This is a genomic window from Bacillus sp. Brlt_9 (assembly GCF_051948935.1).
In the GTDB taxonomy this organism is placed as follows: Bacteria; Bacillota; Bacilli; order Bacillales; family Bacillaceae_G; genus Bacillus_A.
On sequence record NZ_JAYJLO010000001.1, the window covers coordinates 1,202,189 to 1,210,305 of the forward strand.

Below are 8,117 nucleotides of genomic sequence, written 5' to 3' on the forward strand. Positions count from 1 at the left end.
AATTGATATTCGTTGTATAAAGGAGAGTTTACATGATAGAAAGTAAAGTTGTAGATTCTATACCAACTCTTAATGAGAATGATTGTCAAATATGGTGGGGAAGAATTTCAGATTTACAATCATGGCATTACAATTTACTAAATGACGTTGAACGAGAGAAAGCAAATTCATATCACCATTTGGCAGATCGTGCACGATTTATAATAGGTTGTGTAATTAGTAGATTAGTTCTTGGAAAGATACTTTCTATGTCGCCAGTTCAAGTACCGATTGATAGAATGTGCCCAGTATGTAAGTTACAACATGGCAGACCACAATTACCAGAAGGCATGCCACAGTTATCTGTTTCTCATTCGGGTGAATGGGTTGTTGTTGCATTTACAAAATCTGCACCTGTAGGCGTTGATGTTGAACAAATGAATCTAAATGTAGATGTTATGAAAATGGCAGAAGGTGTATTAACGGACATTGAAATAGCGCAAATTATGAAATTACGAGATGAACAGAAAATTGAAGGTTTTTTAACATATTGGACTCGAAAAGAAGCAGTGTTAAAAGCAACAGGTGAAGGACTAATGATTCCACCAATGGATATTACCGTGTCAGCTCCAAATGATCCTCCAAATTTGTTGGATTTTAAGGATAGAGAAGAGTTAGTAGAACATACAATGATGGAAGATATAAGACCAAGTATAGATTATTTAGCTTCCATTGCAATATTTAGTAAAGAAGTAACTAAAATCACACAGTTAGACGCAGTAGCGCTTTTAAATTATAAATAGGTTTAATAAAATATCTTATAGAAGAGGTGTTCCTCATGTTAGTAGCGGAAAATAGAACAAATGAATTCACTTATAATGTACAAGCAATTAAAAGTATTTTATTTTCTAGAGATTCATCATCTATTCATGCTTTAGAAAAGCTTTTGAATGATACAGTCCAGTTTGATGTTCTTGAACAAGAGGTAATTGATAGACAGTATATCCCGAAAGAAGCAAAGAATTTCTTCGATAAAAACGGAACATTTCTTTACCGTGTATCCAATGTTAGTTATAAAGGAAAAATATTATCTGAAAATCTCATTTTTGCGGATACTTCGTTTTTACCAAATACAATAAAGAGTGAGTTAGAGAGTGGAAACATTCCAGTTGAAAAACTTATAGAAAAGATGGAAGTAAGAAGGAACGTATTATATGAAGGATATCAGCCATCTGGAAATATTATTGAATTGTTTGATGGATGTTCTGTTACAGCGAATGTGTATCCAACTAGAAAATATCAAATTGTAAGTAACTGCAAATGTATGTTTTATATTTGTGAAGTATATCATGCAGAAAATATAAAAGAATTACTTATTTAAAACAAGAAACCAGCCTATAAAATGGCTGGTTTCTTGTTTATTTCACAGCTTCTTTTAACTCTTTACCTGCTTTAAATGCTGGGACTTTACCAGCAGCAATTTGAATTTCTTCACCAGTTTGTGGGTTACGTCCTGTACGAGCAGATCTTTCGCGCACTTCAAAAGTTCCAAAGCCAATCAATTGAACTTTATCGCCAGATTGTAATGCAGTAGCAATTGTGTCAAAAACAGATTGTACAGCTGCAGAAGCATCCTTTTGAGAAATATCAGCTGATTGCGCTACGTTTTTAATTAATTCTGTTTTGTTCATGTTTTCACCTCATAAAAATTTTTTTGGAATGAATGATTTAGTATAATGGATAGTAAAGATAAAGCTATTTATATTGTTAGAAAGAATGCTATATAGTTATGTTAATTTCGTTGCAAGAAACTGAATCCCTGCTAATAATTAGGGATTAATTAAGAATTGATGCATAGAAAACACTGTAATATGAGGATGAGGGGGAGTATACGGATGATTTTTCGTGAAAAAGATGAGAAAGAAAGTATATTAATTCGTCAACAAGATCACGGTTTTTTAGCTGGAGAGATTGCGAAGCATATAAAAGAAGATTTTTTTGAAGCTGACACATATTTAAAAGAGACAATTGATGCAATATATGAGCATGATAGAGGATGGATAGAACTTGATAAAGTACCAATTTTAAATGATGCTAAAAATATTCCATATACTTTTATGGATTGTCCAAGTTCATTACGCTTTGTCTTTTATACGATTGGTTTGAATGAAATTGAAGATGCCAATCCATACGGAGCATTACTTTGTAGTAAGCATTTTTTATCCTTTCCATTAAATGAGGAAGATGAAGAGATGATGTCATTTTATACAGGGGAGTTGAAACGACAAAAAAGAATATTGAAAACGTTAACAAAAGAACAATTTGCGATGTTTGATAAACATTATAGATTATTAAAATTTTGCGATGAACTTTCTTTATACGTATGTATGAATAAACCTGGTGTAGAAAAGAAAGATGAAATTGATTTGTTTAAAGATGGTTTTGAAGGAACAGAAATGTTTAATAGTAAGGAGGAGAAACCTGTTCAAGCAGAGTGGGTGGACGAGGAAACAATTCGGATCACACCGTTTCCATTTCAAACGGAATTTCATACGTATGTAAAATATAAAACTATAAATAAATATGAAATGGAAGAAAAAGGAGTTGTAAAGACTGATAGAGAATCAGAAATGAAGAAACAAACTATTCGTTTCATACAATAAGGAGGCGATTTTGATTGAAAGAGTACATGTTAAAACAAGTGGATTACCATGCTTGGGCTAATATACGATTATTCAATCGACTAAAAGAATTATCAAACTATGAGACTATTTTTACTGAACAGATACAGAGTGTATTTCCATCAATTAAGGATACGTTTGCGCATATTTATATTACAGATCAAGTGTGGTTACACATATTGCATGGTAAAGGTATGAATGAAGCAATACAAGACCGAGAAGATTTACGAACAGAAATCGAAAACAAATCGTTACATGAATTAGAAAAAATGTTTGAAAACATGGCAGATCAATATAAAGAATTTTTAAGTACAATACAAGATGTGAATGCTGTATTTGTTATCGAGAATCCATATGTAGGGAAATTAGAAACGTCAATTTTAGAGTTAGTACAACATGTCGTAAATCATGGGACATATCATAGAGGAAATATAACAGCAATGATTCGTCAACTTGGTCATTCATCGACAATGACGGACTTTGTGCTGTATTTACATATGGTGCAGAAGGAAGTGAAATAGGTGAAAAAAAGAATGGCTTACTATAGATAAGCCATTCTTTTTTTATTGATTAACTTGCTTTTTATGATTTTCTTTCAATTTCTCTTCTTGTAAAAATCGATTCGTTTCAGCTACAACAATACCACTTAATCCAATAAGGCCAATTAAGTTTGGAATCGCCATAAGTCCATTTGCAATATCAGCAAATGTCCATACGATGCCTAATTTTAAATTCGCACCAATAGCAATCATAACAATAAAGATTGCTTTATAATATCGTACAGCTCCTTCACCGAATAAATAAGCTACACACTTCTCACCGTAATACGACCATCCTAAAATAGTAGAGTAGGCAAATAATATAATTGCGATACCGAGAATCATACTACCAGCAGTGCCAAATACAGATTGGAACGCAAGTGTTGTAGCTTCAACGCCAGTTTTACCAGATTTCCATGCACCTGTAGTAATTAATACAAGTCCTGTAATGGTACATACAATAAACGTATCTAGAAAAGTACCAGTCATTGAAACTAAAGCTTGTTTTGCAGGTGAATCTGTTTTTGCAGCCGCTGCTGCAATAGGGGCACTCCCTAACCCAGCTTCGTTCGCAAATACACCACGTGCCATTCCAATTTGGATAGCTGATGCAACTGTCGCACCGATAAAACCGCCAGCAGCTGCAGTACCATTAAATGCACCAGAAAAAATAAGTGAAAATGCTTCTGGAATTTGATCGTAGTGATAGAAAATAATAATAAGACCAGCAATGATATAAAAGAAAGCTTTAATAGGAACGATGTATCCTGTCACTTTCCCGATTTTTTTCACACCACCTAAAATAACAATGGCGATTAGAAACGACATTAATATACCAGTTAAAGCAGGAGGGAAAGAGAAATTAATTCGCATGGCCTCTGCAACTGAGTTAGATTGCACCATATTACCGATACCAAAAGAAGCAGTTGTACCGAATATCGCAAATAAAATAGCAAGCCATTTCTTACCTAAACCACGTTCTAAATAGTACATTGGTCCACCTGAATATTCTCCATTTTCATTACTAACACGGTATTTCACCGCCAGAATGGCTTCGGCATATTTTGTTGCCATTCCGAACAAAGCAGTAATCCACATCCAAAAGATTGCACCGGGACCACCGATCGTCACAGCAGTTGCAACACCAGCTATATTTCCCATTCCAATGGTTGCCGCCATAGCTGTCATAAGAGCTTGGAAGTGGCTAATATCTCCAGAGGAAGATGTATCTTCTGATTTTTTAAATGCTAGTTTGTGAGCGTATAATAGTTTACTAAATTGTAAACCTTTTAAACGCACTGTGAGAATGATACCAGTACCAACGAGTAACAACAACGTTGGTAATCCCCACACATAGTGATTCATTTGTTCTAATACTTTACTTACTGTCTCCATCTGTATTCTCCTTTTTATGAAAAAATAAAAACCACTTCAAGTAAATGAAATGGTCTCTGGAGAAACAAGGGATAGAAAAATAAACCGATACAAATCGGCTTTTTCTTTCGCTTGTCTCTGTCCTTTTACCTGAGAGATTATCCGCTATAGTAGCGGATTTGCTCCTTCGGTGCTCGTTTTCCTCCGCGCTATATATAGCGAGAGGGAGTCTCTCCAGAGATTCGTCCCCATGCAGTTCTACTTGTAACCAAGACCTGAGAGTTTCAAAGTTGGTTTTACAACTTTTTGCCCCGTCGGTAGATCAATAGATCTTCTCCTGAATGGTTCATCCGAATTATAAAATTAATAACCTATACGCATTGAATGTGTATAGAATCAATAAAAACATTATAGATATACAATTAATGAAATGCAATCATTTTTTATTTTAAAATAGTAAAGAATTCTATTTTTTCGAAAGTCCTAATTTCTCTTCAACTTCAGTTAAAGTAGATAAAGCGATGACAATATGTTGATCTGCAAGCCCTAAAGCATGTTTAGTATTTTCAATTGTTGCACTGTTTGGAGTAGAGTTAATGCCTCCGTCTATAATTAAATCTGCTGCATTTTTCATAAATTTAGAAGCAGCCTTAAACTCAGTTGTGAAATAAACTAGTTGTTCTTGTATTTGTACTTCCGATATATTTTCTTTAATTTTCAAAGTGTCTATTTCGTTCAAAATGTTTTCATATTGTTTGGAAACAGCAGTCATTGTAACTAATAGTTTATCTCTATTTACTGAATCTCCGTTCGTGTTAATTTCTTCCCAAGCAGGCAGCCAATCTTTTTCGATGATGTCATTATAATTAGTAGTCAATTCATCAATTTTTGGTTGTAATTTAGTTTTAAAACTTTTTGTATCAACTGTTTCTACGGTAGTTTTTGCATTATTATTTTTATCTTTAGTTGCGTAGAAAATCGTACAGGTAATAATAAAAATAGAAATAACTATTGTCCATTTATTAAAAAATAATTTCTTCAACAGGTAATACCTCCAAAAATAAAAATCTTTTAATTGTAATATATAACAATAATATTGTTAATGATAGAGAAAATAGTCTGGAATTGATTTTAATTATATTTTTTCTATACATAAATAATTAAGATTAGTAAAATGATGAAAGTAATATGTGAGAAAAGAGGGTTTTTAGTGAAAATGAATAGAAGAAAACTAGTTTCAAATATTTCAACGGCTATGTTATTAGTTGGTTTATTTACACTAATATATTTAGACAAAGAATCTAAAATTGAAGATTTTCCAGTACCAATTTCAGCAATCCATATTAACGATGAAAAGGAAGAGGATTATAAATATATAAGTGTAATGCCTATTACAAAGGTAAGTGGATGGGAGAACTTAGGTGAAAACGGGCATACTGTTAGTTTTAAAAAAGGAGAGCGGAAGGTAACTGTATTACATTATCCGGGAGAACTTACGTATTATGTATTTGAACAAAAGGTGAATAAGGGAGATAAGATAAAGCTGTAATTCGTTAAGGGTTACATCTTTTCTTTTGATTCTGAATTATTTGAAATAAAATCAGATAGATGGTTTGATAGATGTAGTGATAAATATGATTAGTTCTATATGCACATAAAGAGTACTTAAGAGATCATAAAAATATTATGTAAACTAAAAATTGTGAGTGGAAGATAAATTATATCCTAAGGGGGAGTTAAAAATGTTACTAAAAACAATCTACTGTAAGGTAGAAGAAGAGAAAAAGGACTTATTTTCAAAAGCACAAGAAAAATGGCAAGCTATACAGCATCTAGATGGATTTCATGGGCAATTTGGTGGATGGTATGAGGGTGAGGCATGTGTATTTACTTTATGGGAAGATAGAAGTGCGTATCAATCATTTATGAATGGTGCACACGATACAATTTATGTAAATAGCAATCAAGCGGATACGTTTCTTTCATGTGAAATTGAACTATTTCAAACGTTGTATGATATAACTGATAAGCATTTGAAAGATGTTGTTACAGAAGGAACATTCATAAGAGTTGCTATATGTGATGTAAAGGTAGGAAAGGAAAAGTATTTTTTACATAAACAAGAAACAATTTGGAATAAAGGAATGGAAAAAGCAAAAGGGATGCTAGCTGGAGTTGTTGGGAAGTCTTTAAAAAATGGAAATCGTTACATCGTGTTAACGTATTGGAAAGATGAAATGGCGCATCGAAATTATGCAGAAGAGACTTTCCCAGAGTTGTATAAAATAGCTAATATTCATGAGGATTTAGAAGATATAAGAGGTAAACAAGCTGTATGTAAGGAAGAGTGGCTTGTATATTAAGTGTACAAAACGTGCATAAATGAATGTATAATAAAGATATTTTCTTATAAATGAGTAATTAATAGAAGACGTTATATACCCTTTCATGTTAATATATTTAAGTTATAATAGAAGGCTTACCCTTTTGTATTGTACGGTAGAAGCAGTGTGAGCTTGAAATTTTTTTGAAAAGGATGTGCCTAATTTGCGTATCAATAAATTTATTAGTGAAGCTGGAAAAGCGTCTCGACGTGGAGCAGATAAATTAATTAATGAGAGAAGAGTAATTATAAACGGTAAGGTTGCAAAAATTGGTGACCAAGTAAATCCAGGTGATGATGTACGCGTAAATGGAGAGCAACTTCGTATTGCTCGAGATCACGTATATATCGCTTTAAATAAACCAGTAGGTATTACATGTACGAGTGAAAAAGCTGTAAAAGGTAACATTATCGATTTAGTGAATCATCCTTTACGAATTAGTCATATTGGACGTCTTGATAAAGACTCAGACGGTTTAATTTTGTTAACAAATGATGGTGATATTGTTAATGAAATTTTACGTGCTGAAAACAAACATGAGAAAGAATATATCGTTTCAGTAGATAAGCCGATTACACCTGATTTCTTAGAAAAAATGGCAGCTGGTGTGAAAATTTTAGGAACGAAAACACTTCCTTGTGAGATCACACAGTTATCAAAATATGAGTTCAAAATTATTTTAACACAAGGGCTAAATCGCCAAATTCGTCGTATGTGTGAAGCTTTAGGTTATCAAGTATACACGTTAAAACGTACGAGAATTATGAATATTGAATTGAATAATTTACCTGTTGGACAGTGGAGAGATTTATCGAAGAAAGAGAAACGCCGTCTATTTTCAGACTTAAATTACGAACCACAAGATTGGTAAAATTGAGAAGGGGAAACCAAAAAACTATTTTTGGTTTCTTTTTTATTAAATAAAAAAACTTTTTTAAACACTTGCAAAAATAAAATGAATAAGATATAGTAAATAACAATTAATGGATGTACTTATAAAAGCAAAGAAAAGGACACGAGTTATTTTACCCGGTTATACAGAGAAGGAAGGAAAGCTGAGAACTTCCTAACGCAGAAAAATAACTTACCACCTTAGAGCTGCACTAGGGAAATACAGTATCTAGTGCCGTGTAAGCGACGTTATCGCAAAAGAAGCCATT

10 protein-coding genes and 1 riboswitch are annotated in these 8,117 nt (G+C 32.7%); of the genes, 7 read left to right on the forward strand and 3 right to left on the reverse strand.

Annotated elements, in window-relative coordinates:
- Window positions 1-32 precede the first annotated feature (32 nt).
- Together sfp and VF726_RS06100 are read left to right on the forward strand one after the other, a co-directional pair.
- Window positions 33-782, forward strand: a complete 750-nt coding sequence (gene sfp / locus VF726_RS06095) for a 4'-phosphopantetheinyl transferase Sfp (protein ID WP_440166653.1) — start codon at window positions 33-35, stop codon at window positions 780-782.
- 35 nt (window positions 783-817) lie between these two features.
- Window positions 818-1,360, forward strand: a complete 543-nt coding sequence (locus tag VF726_RS06100; protein WP_440166655.1) for a cold-shock protein — start codon at window positions 818-820, stop codon at window positions 1,358-1,360.
- Between the two features lie 37 nt (window positions 1,361-1,397).
- Here VF726_RS06100 and VF726_RS06105 read toward each other — a convergent pair whose 3' ends face one another.
- Entirely contained in the window at window positions 1,398-1,670 is a 273-nt protein-coding gene (locus VF726_RS06105) for an HU family DNA-binding protein (protein ID WP_001043907.1), read from the reverse strand.
- Between the two features lie 204 nt (window positions 1,671-1,874).
- Between VF726_RS06105 and VF726_RS06110 the strand changes: the two genes are divergently transcribed.
- Window positions 1,875-2,642, forward strand: a complete 768-nt coding sequence (locus tag VF726_RS06110) for a DUF3891 family protein (protein ID WP_440166657.1) — start codon at window positions 1,875-1,877, stop codon at window positions 2,640-2,642.
- 14 nt (window positions 2,643-2,656) lie between these two features.
- Window positions 2,657-3,181 carry a DinB family protein gene (locus VF726_RS06115; protein ID WP_440166659.1) on the forward strand — a complete coding sequence of 175 codons (525 nt, stop codon included), beginning with the start codon at window positions 2,657-2,659 and terminating at the stop codon, window positions 3,179-3,181.
- A gap of 42 nt (window positions 3,182-3,223) precedes the next feature.
- On the opposite strand, the gene VF726_RS06120 is transcribed toward VF726_RS06115, so the two are convergent.
- Both VF726_RS06120 and VF726_RS06125 read right to left on the reverse strand, forming a co-directional pair.
- On the reverse strand, window positions 3,224-4,594 hold the full coding sequence (locus VF726_RS06120; RefSeq protein ID WP_440166661.1) for an alanine/glycine:cation symporter family protein: 1,371 nt from the start codon (window positions 4,592-4,594) through the stop codon (window positions 3,224-3,226).
- 107 nt (window positions 4,595-4,701) lie between these two features.
- Window positions 4,702-4,821, reverse strand: a riboswitch (glycine riboswitch).
- 218 nt (window positions 4,822-5,039) lie between these two features.
- Window positions 5,040-5,615 carry a hypothetical protein gene (locus VF726_RS06125; RefSeq protein ID WP_440166663.1) on the reverse strand — a complete coding sequence of 192 codons (576 nt, stop codon included), beginning with the start codon at window positions 5,613-5,615 and terminating at the stop codon, window positions 5,040-5,042.
- Window positions 5,616-5,747: 132 nt separating this feature from the next.
- Between VF726_RS06125 and VF726_RS06130 the strand changes: the two genes are divergently transcribed.
- The 3 genes from VF726_RS06130 to VF726_RS06140 all read left to right on the forward strand — a co-directional run bounded on the left by VF726_RS06130 (window position 5,748) and on the right by VF726_RS06140 (window position 7,828).
- Complete coding sequence (locus VF726_RS06130) at window positions 5,748-6,122, forward strand: hypothetical protein (protein ID WP_440166664.1); 375 nt, start codon at window positions 5,748-5,750, stop codon at window positions 6,120-6,122.
- 193 nt (window positions 6,123-6,315) lie between these two features.
- Window positions 6,316-6,936, forward strand: a complete 621-nt coding sequence (locus VF726_RS06135) for a DUF4937 domain-containing protein (RefSeq protein ID WP_440166666.1) — start codon at window positions 6,316-6,318, stop codon at window positions 6,934-6,936.
- Window positions 6,937-7,120: 184 nt separating this feature from the next.
- Window positions 7,121-7,828 (forward strand): pseudouridine synthase, encoded by a 708-nt coding sequence (locus VF726_RS06140; protein ID WP_016087950.1) that lies wholly within the window; start codon window positions 7,121-7,123, stop codon window positions 7,826-7,828.
- Window positions 7,829-8,117 lie beyond the last annotated feature (289 nt).